This window comes from Paraburkholderia kirstenboschensis (genome assembly GCF_904848585.1).
Taxonomy (GTDB): Bacteria; Pseudomonadota; Gammaproteobacteria; order Burkholderiales; family Burkholderiaceae; genus Paraburkholderia; species Paraburkholderia kirstenboschensis.
The window spans coordinates 1-14,527 of sequence record NZ_CAJHCR010000026.1 but is presented as its reverse complement, the minus strand read 5'-3'; the positions used below and the strand labels follow the sequence as shown (position 1 = coordinate 14,527).

Sequence of the window (14,527 nt, the reverse complement as noted above, 5' to 3'; positions counted from 1 at the left end):
TCGGATAGCGTGCCCGATCAACGCGTTACCAAACTCTCGTGGTTGACTGAAGCGCCTGCCAGACCGCTGTCCGAAATTTTTTTTGGGGCGTCTCTGATAATTTCCGTTTGATTGATCGGAAGATGATTGCATTTTTCGGGCCGCTGATTGGCATAGCCGTTGCGTTAATGCCATCGCCGATACACCCATTGATCGGAAATCATTTTCAACTGACGCGATAAACCGGAGAGTGCCATGCCAGCAGTCAATCAACCCCTTCATAAGAACGGCGATTATCTGGTCGACTACGAGGAGAAAGTCTTCGAGGACGTCAAGGCCGAGCCGGGCGAGAAAGCGCTTGTGACCTTCCATACGGTCGCGTTCGAAGGTTCGATCGGCTTTGTGAATCTGCTTCAGGCCACGCGCCTCAAGCGCAAAGGCTTCGATACGTCGGTGCTGCTGTATGGCCCGGGCGTCACGCTGGGTTTGCAACGCGGTTTCCCGACGCTCGGCGACGAAGCGTTTCCGGGTCACCTGAACTTCAACAAGCAGTTGATCAAGTTCATGGAGGAAGGCGGCAAGGTCTATGCATGCCGCTTCGCGCTGCAGGCGCTGTACGGCCACGGCGAAGCGTCGCTGATCGAAGGCATCCGTCCAATCAGTCCGCTCGACGTGCTCGACATCCAGCTACTCCATCGCAAGGAGAACGCGCTGGTCATCCACACCTGGACCGTCTGACCGAGTCAGGGAAGCCCATCATCATGTCCGATAAACGCGTCATTCGCGCCGCTGCCGTTCAGATCGCGCCGGACCTCGAACGTGCTGCCGGCACGCTCGACAAGGTCTGCGCGGCGATCGACGAAGCTGCCGGCACAGGCGTGCAGCTGATCGTCTTTCCCGAGACGTTCGTGCCGTACTACCCGTACTTTTCTTTCGTGCGGCCACCGGTTGCGTCGGGTGCGGATCATATGCGGCTCTACGACGAAGCGGTCGTCGTGCCAGGGCCGGTCACGCATGCGGTCGCGGAGCGTGCGCGAATGCACGGGATGGTGGTGGTGCTCGGCGTCAACGAGCGCGATCACGGCAGCCTGTACAACACGCAACTGATCTTCGACGTGGATGGGCGGCTCGTGCTGAAGCGCCGAAAGATCACGCCCACGTTTCATGAACGCATGATCTGGGGGCAGGGCGACGCGGCCGACCTCAAGGTCGCGCAAACGGCCATTGCACGGGTCGGCGCGCTTGCGTGCTGGGAACACTACAATCCGCTTGCCCGTTATGCACTGATGACCCAGCACGAAGAGATTCATTGCGCGCAATTCCCCGGCTCGCTGGTCGGGCCGATTTTCGCCGAGCAGATTGAAGTAACGATCCGCCATCACGCGCTGGAATCGGGCTGCTTCGTCGTCAACTCGACTGGCTGGCTGACCGATGCACAGATCGACTCCGTGACGAGCGATCCCAAGCTGCAAAAGGCGCTGCGCGGCGGCTGCATGACTGCCATCGTGTCGCCGGAAGGCCAGCATCTCTGCGAGCCGTGGCGCGAAGGCGAGGGCATGGTGATCGCCGATCTCGACATGTCGCTGATCACAAAACGCAAACGCATGATGGATTCGGTCGGTCACTATGCGCGGCCCGAACTGCTGCGTCTTGCGATCAATGATTCGCCCGCATTGCCCGTCACGTCGATGGCCCCGGCCGACGACGCCTTCCACGCCACTACAGGAGCCTTCCATGAGCGCACGCGAGAATGTGTCGGCAGCGAGCCGGCAATTGATGACTGAATTGCAGTCGACGGGACTGCGTCTCGTCGATCCGCATGCGGGCGCTGCGAGCCGGCGCGGCGGCGCCGGTCCGTCGGACCACAAGGCGGTCACTGTCGACGGCGTGACGATCATGGTGCCCGTGCATACCAGCACCGCGTGGAATTCGCCGTTCGTTGCGGCGCAACCGGATCTCAGCGGCACCAGCACGCTGATGCGCGGCACGATCCCGATTGCGAATATCAGCTTCCCGAAGCCACCGCGCTTCTACGCGTTGCAGACATTCGACGGTGTGCCGTATTCGCATATCGCCACGCTGCATAGCAAGGATGTGCTCGCGACTACGGTGCTGCAAACCTGCATCCGTTACGAAAGCCGTCGCAAAACATGCAAGTTCTGCGCAATAGGGCAGTCGCTCGCGGCGGGTCGCACGATTGCGCGCAAGACGCCCGAGCAACTCGGGGAAGTCGCGCGTGCCGCGGTCCTGCTCGATGGCGTCAAGCATATGGTACTGACGACCGGCACGCCTGCGACTTCCGATCGCGGCGCGCAAATTCTGTGCGACAGTGCATTCGCGATCAAGGCGGCTGTCGATCTGCCGATCCAGGCGCAGTGCGAGCCACCCGATGACGACCGCTGGTTCGAACGCATGAAAGCGAGCGGCATCGATACGCTTGGGATGCATCTCGAAGTGGTCACGCCCGAAGTGCGCGAGCGTGTGATGCCCGGCAAGGCGAGCGTGCCGCTGTCGCGTTATATGGAAGCGTTCGAGGCGGCGGTGGCCGTGTTCGGACGCGGCCAGGTCAGCACGTACATACTCGCGGGTCTCGGCGATACGGCCGACGCGATCGTCGCGATGGCGCGCGAACTGATCAACCTTGGCGTATATCCGTTTGTCGTGCCCTTCGTGCCAATCAGCGGTACGCCGCTCGAAGATCACCCGGCGCCGACGCCAGAGTTCATGCGTTCGGTGCTCGCGCCGATCGGCGTGATGCTCGCCGAGGCTGGGATGCGCTCAGCGGATATCAAAGCCGGTTGCGGCAAGTGCGGTGCGTGTTCGTCGCTGTCTTCGTACGAGGAGTGATTCATGTTCTGCGACGCAACCGATACCTTGACGCTCGACGCCGCCTATACGCCGAGCGAGTTTCGCATCAAGTGGACGACGCTCCCGTGGGAAGCTGCCGAAGCGTACAAGTTGCGCCGTGCGGTGTTTTGCGTCGAGCAGGGCATTTTTGTCGCCGACGATCGCGACGAGATCGACACGCATGCGCATCTGCTCGTCGCGCTGAGTTGTGTCGCCGGCATGCCGGAACAGGTGGTGGGCACCGTGCGCATTCACGAGAGCGAGCCTGGCGTGTGGGTCGGTTCGCGGTTGGCCGTCCATGCGGCGTTCCGCTCGTACGGCAAGATCGGCTCCTCACTGATCCGGCTGGCAGTGAGCAGTGCGCATGCACTCGGATGCGAGAGTTTTTTTGCGCACGTGCAGAGCCAGAACGTGCCGCTGTTCAAGCGGTTGCGCTGGGACACGATCCAGGAAGAGACGTTGTTCGGACGTTCGCATCATCTGATGCAGGCGCAACTCGACGCGTATCCGCCGTGCGCGACGCCCGAGAGCGGTTTCGTGTTGCCGTATCGGAGAGCGTCATGAGCGGTGCGAACGCGATTGATGTGCAGCGCCTCGTCGAACGATTGCACGCAAGCCGTGGCTTTCAGCACAAGACGGATATCGCGGGCGTGGTCGCGTCACTGGCGAGCCGCCTGCCGCGCGGCACCGACGACCTCGCGCAGGCGGTGGGCGTCGGCGACGATTGCGCGGCGATTCGCGATGGCGACGGCTACCTGCTCTTTGCAATCGAAGGCATGGTCACGGACTTCGTTGCGACGATGCCATGGTTTGCGGGCTACAGCAGCGTGATGGTCAACGTCAGCGATATCTACGCGATGGGCGGCCGTCCGCTCGCAGTCGTCGACGCGTTGTGGAGCGACGGCATTGATTCGGCCGATCAGGTACTGGCGGGCATGGCGGCGGCATCGGTCGTGTATCGCGTGCCGGTGGTTGGCGGACATACGAATACGCGCAGCGCGACGTCGCAACTCGCGGTGTCTATCGTTGGCCGTGCGCAGGCTTTGTTGTCGAGCTTTCATGCCCGTCCCGGCGATCGTCTGTTGATGGCGGTCGATCTGCGTGGGCGTTTCGAAGATCCGCATCCTTTCTGGAATGCGTCGGTCGGCTCGCCTGCCGAACGCTTGCGCGCTGACCTGGAACTGCTGCCGTCACTCGCGGAAGACGGTCTGTGCGATGCAGCCAAAGACATCAGCATGGCGGGTACGCTCGGCACGGCGCTGATGTTGCTGGAATGCTCGAAGGTCGGCGCGCGCATCGACCTCGATGCGATTCCGCGTCCGGACGGCGTCGATTTCGAGCGCTGGCTCAGCGCGTTTCCGAGCTACGGATTCCTGCTGTCGGTACGCGAGGCGCATGTCGAGCAGGTGGTCGCGCGCTTTGCCGCCCGTTCGCTCGCTTGCATGCAAATCGGCATCGTCGATGTGTCGCACGAAGTCGTGCTCCAGCAGCGGGATGAGTCCGCGTTGTTGTGGGACTTCCGCGATGGCGCATTCATCGGCGCCGGCACCGCAGTCCCGGCCCTGGCCAGAGATCTCGCATCATGAACGGCGCGTCGTTGCGTATCGCGCTGTTCACGCATTCGGTCAATCCGCGCGGCGGCGTTGTGCATACGCTTGAACTCGCACAGGCGCTCCATATGCACGGTCATCACGTGACGATCTTCGCGCCGGCCGCCGACGGCGACGTGATGTTTCGTGAATCTCCATGCAATGTCGTGCTCGCGCCGGTGACTGAACCGGAAACGAATACCGTCGACATGGTCGGTGCGCGGATTCAAGCGTTGAAACGCGCCTTCATGCGATCGCATCGCGAGCACGATGCAGACGCATTTGAAGTGCTGCACGCGCAGGACAGCATCAGCGGCAACGCACTGGCCGAACTGAAGGAAGAAGGCGCGATTCGCGGCTTCGTGCGCACGGTCCATCATCTCGACCACTTCACGGACCCGAAGCTCGCGCAGTGGCAAACGCGAGCGTGGCGCGATGCGGACACCGTGCTTTGCGTGAGCGACACGTGGACCCGTCAGATGCGCGACGTCTATCACGTCGACGCTCTAACGGTGCCAAACGGCGTGGATGTACAGCGCTTTAGCGCGACCGCAGCGATGCCTGGCGAAGGGCCCGCATTGCGCGTGAAGCTCGGGCTCGTCGGCGCGCCGGTCGTGCTCGCGCTCGGCGGTATCGAAGCGCGCAAGAACACGAGGATGCTGCTCGATGCATTTGCACAAGTGCGTGCGACGCACCCCATTGCGCAACTCGTGATCGCGGGCGGCGCGAGTTTGCTCGATCACAACGCGTACGCGCGTGAATTTTTTTCGCGGGCGGCGTCGCTGGGTCTCGCGGTCGGTGAGGGCGAACCGGTTCTCGTCTCAGGGCCGATCGACGATGCGCTCATTCCCGCGCTATTGCGTTGCGCCGACGCGGTCGCGATGGTGTCGCTGCGCGAAGGGTTCGGCCTCGTTGTGCTGGAAGCGTTGGCATCGGGCAGGCCGGTAGTCGTCTCACGCATCGCGCCGTTCACCGAATACCTCAACGACACGCTGTGCCATTGGGCCGATCCGGACGACGCCGCATCGATTGCGTGCGCGTTGCGCGATGCGCTGGATCGACCAAATAACGCAACCGATTTCGTCGATGCGGTGCCCGCATTGCTTGGCCGGTTCAGCTGGCTGACGAGCGCGCGCCGTCATCTCGACATCTATCAGCACTGGCTTGCGAACCAGCCGTGCAACACCACTGAGGACCTGTGATGCCAGTCATGCACTTCCGCATTCAATGGCCCGACGGCACCGAAGCGAACTGCTATTCGCCGTCGACCGTCGTCAGCGACTTTTTCACGCCGGGCACGCGCTACCCCGTCGACGATTTTGTGCGGCGCTCGCGCGAAGCGCTCCATATCGGCTCGGAACGGGTACGCGAGAAATTCGGCTTCGCCTGTTCTTCCGCAATGGATCAGCTCGCACAAATCGAAGCGCACGCCGCGCGCTTCGCTGCGCAGCCGGATGCCACGGTGACCGTGCTCGCGCTCGGCTGACGTTGCGTCCCGCTCGCTCAACCGCTCAATCAATCATCGACATTTTCCTGGAGGAGCAAGTCATGTCAAGCCCAGCAATCCCGCAGCAACGAATCTCCGGAGGCGGCCATTACAGCGTGCTGGTGATCGGCGGCGGTCAGGCAGGATTGTCGATTAGCTATTACCTGAAGCAAGCCGGTATCGATCATCTGGTGTTCGAAAAGAACACCGTCACGCATACGTGGCGCAACCAGCGCTGGGATGCATTCTGTCTCGTCACGCCGAACTGGCAATGCGAGTTGCCGGGGCATCCGTATGAAGGCGACGATCCGCACGGCTTCATGAAGAAGGACGAGATCATCGCGTACCTTGACAGGTTCGTTGCGAAGCTCGATGCCCCCGTGCTCGAACACACGGTCGTGCAACGCGTGACGCGTGGAATCGATGGCCGCTATGCGGTGAATACGTCGGCGGGTGCGTTCACGGCGGATCATGTGGTGGTCGCGTCGGGCGGCTATCACACACCGATCGTGCCGCGCATGGCAGAGCGTCTGCCCGCTGGCATCGTGCAGCTTCAGTCGTCCGAATACTGCAACCCGCAGGCGTTGCCGGAGGGAGCGGTGCTGGTCGTCGGCTCGGGACAATCGGGGGCGCAGATCGCGGAAGACCTGCATCTCGCCGGAAAGAAAGTGGTGCTCGCGGTGGGTGAGGCGCCCCGCTGCGCGCGTTTCTATCGCGGGCGCGATGTGGTGGACTGGCTCGCGGATATGCGTTACTACGATATGCCCGTTGAGCAGCATCCATTACGCGAAGGCGTGCGTGACAACACCAATCACTACGTAACCGGTCGTGACGGCGGACGTGATATCGATCTGCGGAAGTTCGCCGCCGAGGGCATGGAACTGTACGGCCGTCTCGAAGATTTGCGCGACGGGCAGTTGCGCTTTACACCGAACCTTGGCGCGAATCTCGACGACGCGGACGATACGTATAACCGCATCAACGCGAGCATCGACGGCTACATCGAAAGGAATGGCATCGACGCGCCCGCCGGCACGCGTTACGAACCTGTATGGCGACCGCGCAGCGAACGCACGACGCTCGATCTCGCGGCGAGCGGCATCACGTCGGTGATCTGGTGTATTGGCTTTACGCCGGACTTTGCGTGGCTCGACGCGCCCGTGTTCAACGGACGCGGCTATCCGGCGCATTCGCGTGGCATCACTGCCCTGCCTGGGCTTTATTTTGTTGGCCTGCCGTGGCTGCATACGTGGGGTTCCGGGCGCTTCTCGGGCATCTCTCGCGATGCGCAACATATTGTTGATGCGATCTGTGCTGCCCGCGGGGTGGCAGTCGGCTCAGCGAGCGCGGCAGCGCTCGCAGCATAAGCCGATGCAGCAGTCCTCAGCAAGATACCGCGCCGGTATGCCGCAATTGAGCCTGACCGGCTTGTCGGAAAGCTGGCTGCTAAAGGAGTGCGGACACCTTCATTGGGAAGCGTTAGCACTGGACACGGGCCGCGCGGTGCCTGAGTTCATCGCCGACGATGGAGTTCGATCCTATGCCGCGTTTACCGCGCTCAGCTTGCGTGCGCAATCGCTTGACGGTATCGACGAAAACGATGACTTCAGCATTGACACAGAACTATGTCGCGTCGGTCCCGTGCGTCACTTCAGCCGGCACCGGATCGTCGATGCGCAGCAAACCGTGGCGACGCTGTCGATGATGTCGACCTTCGTCAATCGCACCGAAGCGGGCAACAACCGCTCCGTGGTACGCGCGGCATTCAAGGAACTGGCAGGTGACATCATGTCTGTGCCAGAAGAAGCGCTTGAGATGACCGAGGCGGGCAAGCGCTTTCGTAAAGGTGGAGGCCGTTGCGAGACGAGTGCGAGGATGACCACTTTGAAGCTTCCCGAGGCGGTCGAGTTTTTGCCTTGCCCCAATAACGATTTCAATGGTGCGGACTTTCTCTATTTCGCTAGCTTCGCTTCGTTTGTCGATCGCGCCGAGTGGCAGAGGTATCGCTTTCCCAAACCGCCCGTTACGGTCAGTCGCGACGTGTTCTATCACGGCAATATCAATGTCGGCGATGCGCTTGAAGTGACTTTCGTTGAAGGTTCGGTCGATTCCGATGACCTGGCTCACCGGTGCGAAGTGAAGCGTCTGAGCGACGGTCAAAAGATTGCGGATGTCTTGACGAAGAAGCGTTGGAGGAGAGGATGAGCCCACAGGAGAAGCCACGTACCGTGCCGCTCAGGCAGCTTTACAGCTCCGCCGATCTCTCGGGTATAGACCACCTCGATAGCTTGCCCGGCAATGCGCCGTTTGTGCGCGGACCTTACCCGTCGATGTACACGCACAAGCCGTGGACGATTCGTCAATACACGGGCTATGCGGACGCCGCGGATTCGAATCTGGCGTTTCGTGCAGCGTTGCAGGACGGCGCGCAAGGCCTGTCGGTTGCGTTCGATCTGCCGACTCAACGCGGCTACGATTCGACCGATGCAGAGGCGCTTGCCGATGTCGGTATGGCGGGCGTTGCAATCGACACCGTCGAAGACGTGGCGCGGCTGTTCGCAGGCATTCCGCTCGATCGCGTGTCGGTGTCGATGACCATGAATGGCGCCGTGCTTCCGGTGCTTGCCGCGTTCATCGTCGCGGCGCAGGAGAGCGGTGTCAGTGCCGACGCACTTAGCGGTACGATCCAGAACGACATCTTGAAGGAGTACATGGTCCGCAACACGTGGATTCATGCGCCCGAACCTTCGATGCGGATCGTTGCCGACGTCGCCGATTATCTCGCTGCACGGATGCCGCGTTTCAATGCGTTATCGGTGTCCGGCTATCACTTCCAGGAAGCCGGTGCGGATCCCGTTCTCGAACTGGCGCTGACATTCGCCAATGCGCGCGAATATGTGACGACGCTATCCCGACGCGGTCGCACACCAGACGACGTGTGTGCTCAACTCAGTTTCTTTTTCGGTGTCGGCACGGATTTCTTCGTGGAGGTTGCGAAGCTGCGGGCGGCGCGCATCGTCTGGTCACGCATTGCAAGCGGGTTGGGCGCGCGTTCGACAAAAGCGCTAGCGCTGCGGATGCATTGTCAGACTTCGGGATGGTCGCTCAGCGCGCATCGCCCGCAAAACAACATCGTCCGCACGGCGGTCGAGGCGATGGCGGCGGTATTCGGCGGTACGCAATCCTTGCACACCAACGCGTATGACGAGGCGCTCGCGCTGCCGTCGGCGGCGTCGTCGCGGCTGGCGCGCGACACCCAATTGATCCTGCAACACGAGATGGGCTTGTGCGATGTCGTGGATCCGTGGGCCGGCTCATACATGATGGAGTCGCTGACTGCGGATATCGTTGCGAAAACGGAGGCCGCGATGGCCGAAATGGACGCGCACGGCGGTGTGCTCGCGGCGATTCATTCCGGCTGGGTACAGCAGCGGATCCGCGCTTGCGCGGCGAAAACGCAGGCGCGGATCGATTCGGGCGGCACGCGGATTGTCGGAGAAAATTGCTTTCGCGATGAATCGTCGGACGTCGCACCCGAGTGTCTCGAGGTCGATAACCGGCACGTGCGTCAGCTGCAAGCACTTCGGATCCAGGCGGTGCGTGGCCAGAGGAATGATCGGGACGTGGCTGCAAGTCTTGCGAGGCTCGCCCAGACGGCACGCAACGGGCAAGGGAATCTGCTGGCGGCGACGGTCGAATGTATTCGCTTGCGCGCGACCGTCGGCGAATGCACGCGCGCGCTCGAAGCGGTATGGCCGCGTTACATGCCACCGCGCACGAATAGCACAGGGCACTATGGCAACGAGAGACGCAATGATCCGCAGTGGGCTCGCGCGTGTAGCGATGTGCAGGCGCTGACCGGGGAGTTGCGCAAACGCCCGCGCATTCTGATCGCGAAGATCGGTCAGGACGGTCATGATCGCGGCATGAAGATCGTAGCGGGCGGGTTGTCGGATGCCGGTTTCGACGTGAGGGAAGGGCAATTGTTTGAATCAGTCTCGGAGATCGTCGAGCGGACGGTGCAATGCGAATGCGAAATTCTGGGCATATCGACGATGGCGGGGGCGCACCTGACGGTCGTGCCGCAACTACTCACCGAACTTGCCTCAAGGGGACTTGGCATTCCCGTCGTAGTCGGTGGCATCGTGGCGCACGCCCACCATCGGCAGCTATTCGACCACGGGGTAGCGGCGATTTTTGGTCCCGGAACACCTATAGAAACGATTGTTCGTATTTTGTGTGACTTGAGCGCGAAGCATCGCGTTCGTGAAAGGACGGCCCGAGAGATAAATGCGGCGGTGCCCGATGCGCGCAATGGCGTCGCGCCGCTTCCGTCGATGGTCACCGCTTCGCATTCACCATCGCCGCTGATGAGCTTCTCGGAGTGACGCTGCGTGGCAGCCGTTTCGCGATGGTCTTGCCGGTCTTGTTCACCGCGCGGTACAGATACTTGCAGTCGCCCCTGACAGAGGTGGCGCCAGGAATTCGGACAGGGCGATAAGCGGAAGTGCTGGAATCTGAGCCTGGAATAATGCCGGTTTTGATAATCATATAGCCGACCTCCCTCCGTTCGAATCGAACGGCCGGCGTACAGTCAGGGTGCGAACACCGACGTGACGCACAGGAGGCCGGCATGGACAAGTTTAGTGGAATCGACCTGCACTCGAACAACAGTGTGGTCGTCGTCAGCGATGACGCTGACCGGGTTGTCTACCAGCGACGGTTGCCGAACGATCCGGTGCAGATCCGGGCGGCGCTGGCGCCGCACCGCGAAGATCTGGTGGGCGTGGTCATCGAAGCAACGTATAACTGTACTGGCTAGTGGATCAGTTGATGAACGATGGCTACCGGGTGCATCTGGCCAACCCCGCGGCAATCAGGCAGTACGAGGGACTGAAATACAGTGGTGACTTCACCGATGCCGCCCATCTCGCACAACTGCTGCGTCTGGGACTATTGCCTGAAGGCTACATTTATCCAGCAGAAGAACATCCGGTGCGTGACCTCTCTCGCAAGCGGATCCAACTGGTGCAGTGTCGTACGGCCCAGATCCTCGCGATTGAGAATCTGTTCTCACGCCATACTGGTGGGCAGATGCAAGGTGAGCGGGTTAAGCGCCTGGATGAGATGCAGGTGAATGGATTCGGTTTTGCATCTGACGTGACGCTCGCGATGCAAGCCAATCTCGCGGTCATGCAAACCTTGCAGGAGGAAATCGGGATCATCGAAAAGCGACTCATGGAGCGGGTGAAACTGTGCCCGGATTACGCGTTGCTGAACACGGTGCCGGGCATTGGCCCGGTTCTCGCAACCACGATCATGCTGGAAACCGGGACCATCTCCCGATTCACCAAGGTTGGCAATTTCAGTTCGTACTGCCGCTGCGTAGACAGCCGGCGTGAAAGCAACAGCAGGAAGAAAGGCGAAGGCAATACGAAGAACGGCCACAAATATCTGGCGTGGGCGTTTGTCGAGGCGGCCAACTTCGCGATGCGCTCGTGCCCGGAAGCCAGGCGCTTTTACGAGCGCAAGAAACGCGCGCGAAACGGGATTGTGGCGATCAAGGCGCTGGCGCACAAACTGGCGCGCGCCTGCTATCACATGCTTCGGGAGCACAAGTCATTTGAGGTAACCCGCTGCTTTGGCTAAAAGGTGGTGCAAGGGGAACGAGCCCAGTATTGCGACTGGTGGAAAGCCATGGTTTTGATTGGGTCTTCCCTTTGCCCCACCGACTGTTTGCGGATGACCGGGTCGCCCAGGCGATGAGCCGCCATTGACTGGCGTTGCGCAAGCAACAGCCACGGTTCTGCGAAACCCATTGGACCTCGTCTGGCACCAACGTTTCTCTGGGGCGGCAATGGCCGCCAGGGCAGCCGTTAGTTACATCACGGCATGCTTGATCTCGATGGGTGTCTGATGCAATCCGGTTCGCAACCAGTTTGGAGAAAACGGATGCGACTACGATCGGCAGACAGCATGGCAGGTTACAGAAAGAATTCCGCCCGATTGCAGTGGTGAAAAAATACCATCGCCACTGCAATCGGGCGGTGAGTAAATTTGTGCCTTGACTTCGGTCGGCTAATGGGTGTCGCAATAAGTCGGCAGCCACCAGGCTACCGGCGCTAAAACGCGCAGCGCGTGGCCGCATTGTCGACGATCGCGTGAGTTCCAGTAGGCTCAGGCGCCAATGCGTGCGTTCTGGGGAAACATCGACTTGCGTGCCTCGTCGTCCATTTCGGCCTTAAACGCATGACGCGCCTTGAGCGCTTCGGCGCGCTGCGCCGCTGGTCGAGTGTTGATTTCGTCGAGCACACCCTTGACATGCGGCAGCTTTTCCCACGCATCCGCCCCCAGAACGAAGGGCACGGCCCGCGCCCACCCCCACACGGCCATGTCCACCAGAGTGTATTCGTCTCCGAGCATGTAGCGATGCTGGGCCAACTGCGCATCGATGATGCTCCAGTGGCGCCACGCCTCGAAGTCGTAGCGGTTGACCGCGTAGTCCAAAGGCTCCGGCGCATAGTGTTTGAAATGCACCGCCTGGCCCGAGTAAGGACCAATGCCGGTGGCTACGAACATTAGCCACGAGTACATTTTCGACCGCGCCTCGGGGGTGTTCACCGGTAGAAACCGACCCGTCTTTTCGGCTAGGTAGAGCAGAATGGCGTTACTGTCGAAGACGGTCGCATCGCCATCGACCAGTGCGGGCGTCTTCGCGTTCGGGTTGATCGCCGTGAAGGCCGGGGCGTGCTGCTCGCCCTTACGGATGTCGACAGGCACCAGTTCATACGGTAGTCCGCTCTCTTCCAGGAACAATGCAACCTTGGCGGGGTTGGGCGCAGGTTGGTAGTAAAAACTTGATCATGAGGTAGCCTGTGAACAGTGGGACGGCTGATGATTATAGGGTTGCGAGCTTCTTTTCGCAGGGACCCGACTCATACTTACGTAGGTAACGTCCCGCCTTGGAACGCACGCTGATGCACCTGGATTCTGCTGGGATCCACGCCCTGTAAGTGGCCAACCTGCAAACTGGCATTTACTCAACCGGCGAAAGCGAGCTCGTCATAAGTCGGCGTACCAAGTGGAACCTGTTCTTGTGCTAACGTCTGCTTTGGAGTGTCGCGGTTGGCAGATGAGAGTCGGGTGCAGTCCACTGCTGCAGGCAGCAGGTGATTTACCGTGCAGAGTTGAGCACGCAACCAGGTGCAACACAGCGCATGGTTTCGGAGTCGGTGCTTGTCTGCTTTGCAATCGAGCTGCACGATGGAACTGCAAACACGGGTTCCGCTGCTTGTGCTGCTCGCAGCAGGAGTGCTGCGTTTCGCGGCGAACCCGTGGCCGTCCCAGTCTGCGTATTTGCGGTTACGTCAATACCTGCCCGTCATCGACCACCAAGGTCTGGCCGGTGATCCAGCCCGCGTGCGAACTGGCGAGAAACAGCACCGCGCTGGCGACCTCACCTGGCGTCCCCAGCCTGCCGAACGGAACCGAACGCAATATCCCCTCATACAGCTTGGGATCGGATTTCTTGCGCTGTTCCCACGAGCCGCCGGGAAATTCGATCGAGCCTGGCGCAACCGAGTTGACACGAATCCGATCCGGCGCGAGTGTCAACGCATGGGAAGCCGTATAGTGCACGACCGCTGCCTTGATCGCCGCGTAAGACTGGGTACGTGACGATGGACGAAGCGCTGGGTTTTGTCGCATTAACGCGGTCAAGTAAAATCCGTCGACCGCAACGCATGATAAGCATCATGGCAAAGACGAAAACGCCGCGCAAGACGCTGCCCACTGGCATTGGCAAGGTACTGAAGCGGCTGCACTACCCGTTGGACGTGATCCTGCTGTGCGTGCGGTGGTACGTGGCGTACTCACTGAGCCTACGTAACCTCGAGGAAATGATGGCCGAGCGGGGTATCGAGGTGGATCATTCGAGCGTGCACCGGTGGGTTATCAAGCTGCTGCCGGGGCTTGAAAAAGCATTCCGCAAAGGCAAACGGCCTGTGGGCAAGAGCTGGCGCGTCGATGAGACCTACGTCAAGCAACTGGTTGCGCGTTTTAGTCCTGTGTAAGCCGATGGTTAGTGAGCGACATCCGCAAACACGCGAAACTGGGTGAATGGTTGCGGAAACTGATGGGTATTGAGATGTCGAGGCCTGCATTATCATCAGGAGTGCAGATGGAAATGACGTGACATTTCATGACGCGATGCGCCATCGGGGCGTTGTCACGTTACCGTGGCGGTCGCGTAAGATGTCGCGATGAAAAAGACGAACTCGCTCTATCACGGTCACCGCTTTCCCGCCGCAGTCATCAGCTGCGCGGTGCGTTGGTATTTCCGCTTCCAACTGAGCCTGCGCGATATCGAGGAATTGCTGTTCGAACGCGGCGTGGTGGTGAGCTACGAGACGATCCGCCGATGGTGCGACAAGTTCGGCGTGGGCTTGGCGCATCGCGTCAAGGCTGCGCGCCGCAAACCGGGCAGCACCTGGCATCTCGATGAGATGTTCGTGACGCTGCGCGGTGAGCCATACCTGCTGTGGCGGGCCGTCGATGAGCATGGTGCCGAACTCGAGATCCTGTTGCAGAAGCGGCGTGACAAGGCTGCAGCCAAACGTTTCTTCAA

Annotated in this window: 12 protein-coding genes and 3 pseudogenes; 13 read left to right on the top strand and 2 right to left on the bottom strand. The window is 60.8% G+C overall.

All coding sequences use genetic code 11. The features are described from left to right. The first annotated feature begins 234 nt into the window (after positions 1-234). From JMY24_RS35060 to JMY24_RS35010, 11 genes and pseudogenes are all read left to right on the top strand, one after another. A complete protein-coding gene (locus JMY24_RS35060; RefSeq protein WP_128595494.1) occupies positions 235-717 on the top strand; it encodes an MSMEG_0572/Sll0783 family nitrogen starvation response protein in 483 nt (160 codons plus the stop codon). 23 nt (positions 718-740) lie between these two features. Beyond that, on the top strand, positions 741-1,763 hold the full coding sequence (locus JMY24_RS35055; RefSeq protein WP_128595493.1) for a Nit6803 family nitrilase: 1,023 nt from the start codon (positions 741-743) through the stop codon (positions 1,761-1,763). Continuing rightward, complete coding sequence (locus tag JMY24_RS35050; protein WP_128595498.1) at positions 1,756-2,826, top strand: MSMEG_0568 family radical SAM protein; 1,071 nt, start codon at positions 1,756-1,758, stop codon at positions 2,824-2,826. Before JMY24_RS35055 ends, JMY24_RS35050 begins: the two co-directional genes overlap by 8 nt. Before the next feature lie 3 nt (positions 2,827-2,829). Next, the gene (locus tag JMY24_RS35045; protein WP_201703815.1) at positions 2,830-3,390 is read left to right on the top strand and encodes an MSMEG_0567/Sll0786 family nitrogen starvation N-acetyltransferase; all 561 of its coding nucleotides are present in this window, start codon (positions 2,830-2,832) and stop codon (positions 3,388-3,390) included. Beyond that, on the top strand, positions 3,387-4,412 hold the full coding sequence (locus JMY24_RS35040) for a sll0787 family AIR synthase-like protein (protein WP_413231297.1): 1,026 nt from the start codon (positions 3,387-3,389) through the stop codon (positions 4,410-4,412). The genes JMY24_RS35045 and JMY24_RS35040 overlap by 4 nt, the downstream gene beginning before the upstream one ends. After that, the gene (locus JMY24_RS35035) at positions 4,409-5,617 is read left to right on the top strand and encodes an MSMEG_0565 family glycosyltransferase (protein ID WP_201703813.1); all 1,209 of its coding nucleotides are present in this window, start codon (positions 4,409-4,411) and stop codon (positions 5,615-5,617) included. The genes JMY24_RS35040 and JMY24_RS35035 overlap by 4 nt, the downstream gene beginning before the upstream one ends. Continuing rightward, on the top strand, positions 5,617-5,901 hold the full coding sequence (locus JMY24_RS35030) for an MSMEG_0570 family nitrogen starvation response protein (protein ID WP_018420677.1): 285 nt from the start codon (positions 5,617-5,619) through the stop codon (positions 5,899-5,901). The genes JMY24_RS35035 and JMY24_RS35030 overlap by 1 nt, the downstream gene beginning before the upstream one ends. 62 nt (positions 5,902-5,963) lie before the next feature. After that, positions 5,964-7,268, top strand: coding sequence for an MSMEG_0569 family flavin-dependent oxidoreductase (locus tag JMY24_RS35025; RefSeq protein ID WP_128595491.1), 1,305 nt, complete (start codon positions 5,964-5,966; stop codon positions 7,266-7,268). A 4-nt stretch (positions 7,269-7,272) separates the two neighbouring features. Beyond that, on the top strand, positions 7,273-8,106 hold the full coding sequence (locus JMY24_RS35020) for a Pnap_2097 family protein (RefSeq protein WP_128595496.1): 834 nt from the start codon (positions 7,273-7,275) through the stop codon (positions 8,104-8,106). Continuing rightward, complete coding sequence (scpA, locus tag JMY24_RS35015; RefSeq protein WP_128595490.1) at positions 8,103-10,289, top strand: methylmalonyl-CoA mutase; 2,187 nt, start codon at positions 8,103-8,105, stop codon at positions 10,287-10,289. The genes JMY24_RS35020 and scpA overlap by 4 nt, the downstream gene beginning before the upstream one ends. Positions 10,290-10,534: 245 nt before the next feature. Further along, positions 10,535-11,550: pseudogene (locus JMY24_RS35010) on the top strand (IS110 family RNA-guided transposase). A gap of 528 nt (positions 11,551-12,078) precedes the next feature. Here the strand turns inward: JMY24_RS35010 and JMY24_RS35005 are convergent. Further along, positions 12,079-12,756 (bottom strand): annotated as a pseudogene (locus JMY24_RS35005) (glutathione S-transferase family protein); the annotation flags it as partial. Between the two features lie 507 nt (positions 12,757-13,263). Beyond that, on the bottom strand, positions 13,264-13,620 hold the full coding sequence (locus JMY24_RS35000; protein WP_236597679.1) for an SDR family NAD(P)-dependent oxidoreductase: 357 nt from the start codon (positions 13,618-13,620) through the stop codon (positions 13,264-13,266). Between the two features lie 23 nt (positions 13,621-13,643). Between JMY24_RS35000 and JMY24_RS34995 the strand changes: the two are divergent. Then, a pseudogene (locus tag JMY24_RS34995) lies at positions 13,644-13,943 on the top strand (IS6 family transposase); the annotation flags it as partial. Between the two features lie 219 nt (positions 13,944-14,162). After that, the coding region (locus JMY24_RS34990; protein ID WP_201703811.1) for an IS6 family transposase at positions 14,163-14,527 on the top strand (365 nt) is incomplete at its 3' end.

Excerpts from the sequence above, each read along its gene's own strand:
- scpA (WP_128595490.1), top strand. The coding sequence starts at position 8,103 with ATGAGCCCACAGGAGAAGCCACGTACCGTGCCGCTCAGGCAGCTTTAC.
- JMY24_RS35055 (WP_128595493.1), top strand. The coding sequence starts at position 741 with ATGTCCGATAAACGCGTCATTCGCGCCGCTGCCGTTCAGATCGCGCCG.
- JMY24_RS35050 (WP_128595498.1), top strand. The coding sequence starts at position 1,756 with ATGACTGAATTGCAGTCGACGGGACTGCGTCTCGTCGATCCGCATGCG.
- JMY24_RS35045 (WP_201703815.1), top strand. The coding sequence starts at position 2,830 with ATGTTCTGCGACGCAACCGATACCTTGACGCTCGACGCCGCCTATACG.
- JMY24_RS35035 (WP_201703813.1), top strand. The coding sequence starts at position 4,409 with ATGAACGGCGCGTCGTTGCGTATCGCGCTGTTCACGCATTCGGTCAAT.
- JMY24_RS35060 (WP_128595494.1), top strand. The coding sequence starts at position 235 with ATGCCAGCAGTCAATCAACCCCTTCATAAGAACGGCGATTATCTGGTC.
- JMY24_RS35025 (WP_128595491.1), top strand. The coding sequence starts at position 5,964 with ATGTCAAGCCCAGCAATCCCGCAGCAACGAATCTCCGGAGGCGGCCAT.
- JMY24_RS35020 (WP_128595496.1), top strand. The coding sequence starts at position 7,273 with ATGCAGCAGTCCTCAGCAAGATACCGCGCCGGTATGCCGCAATTGAGC.
- JMY24_RS35030 (WP_018420677.1), top strand. The coding sequence starts at position 5,617 with ATGCCAGTCATGCACTTCCGCATTCAATGGCCCGACGGCACCGAAGCG.
- JMY24_RS35040 (WP_413231297.1), top strand. The coding sequence starts at position 3,387 with ATGAGCGGTGCGAACGCGATTGATGTGCAGCGCCTCGTCGAACGATTG.